At 62.7% G+C, this 751-nt stretch carries 1 protein-coding gene; it reads right to left on the bottom strand.

Annotated elements, in window-relative coordinates; translation table 11 throughout:
* Nucleotides 1-751, bottom strand: a 751-nt coding sequence (locus tag ACFX5Q_RS34815) for a vitamin B12 dependent-methionine synthase activation domain-containing protein (RefSeq protein WP_404285070.1), incomplete at its 5' end; no start/stop codon positions are given.

The following is a 751-nucleotide window of genomic DNA, read 5'->3' on the forward strand; positions in this document are numbered from 1 at the left end:
CTATTCCGCCGCCTCGGCATAGAGCGCGGGAACATAGTTGAGGATCGGTCCAAGCCAGCGCTCCACCTCAGCCAATGGCATGTCCTTGCGGCGTGCGTAATCCTCGACCTGATCGCGCTCGACCTTGGCGACGCCGAAGTAGTAGCTCTCGGGATGCGCCAGATAGATCCCCGACACGGAGGAGCCCGGCCACATCGCATAGCTTTCGGTCAGGCTTACTCCGGCATTGCGCTCGCCGTCGAGCAGACGGAACAGGGTCGCTTTCTCGGTATGGTCGGGCTGCGCGGGATAACCGGGCGCCGGGCGGATGCCACGATAGGGCTCGCCGATCAGCTCGTCCGGTGCAAGAGCTTCGTCAGGGGCATAACCCCAGAACTCCTTGCGCACCTTCTCGTGCATGCGCTCGGCGAAGGCTTCGGCGAAGCGGTCGGCCAGCGCCTTGACCATGATCGACGAATAGTCGTCGTTGGCCCGCTCGAACCGTTCGGCGATCGCCACTTCCTCGATGCCGGCGGTGACGATGAAGCCGCCTATATAGTCCGGCTTGCCACTGTCCGACGGTGCCACGAAATCCGACAGTGCGACATTGGCCTTGCCGTCGCGCTTGGTCAGTTGCTGGCGCAAGGTGAAGAAGGTTGCCAATTCCTGCGATCGCGCCTCGTCCGTAAACAGCCTGATATCGTCGCCAACGGCATTGGCCGGCCAGAAGCCGATGACGCCGCGTGGCGCGAACCATTTCTCGGCAATGATC

It is taken from the genome of Mesorhizobium sp. IMUNJ 23033 (assembly GCF_044778005.1).
Taxonomy (GTDB): domain Bacteria; phylum Pseudomonadota; class Alphaproteobacteria; order Rhizobiales; family Rhizobiaceae; genus Mesorhizobium; species Mesorhizobium amorphae_A.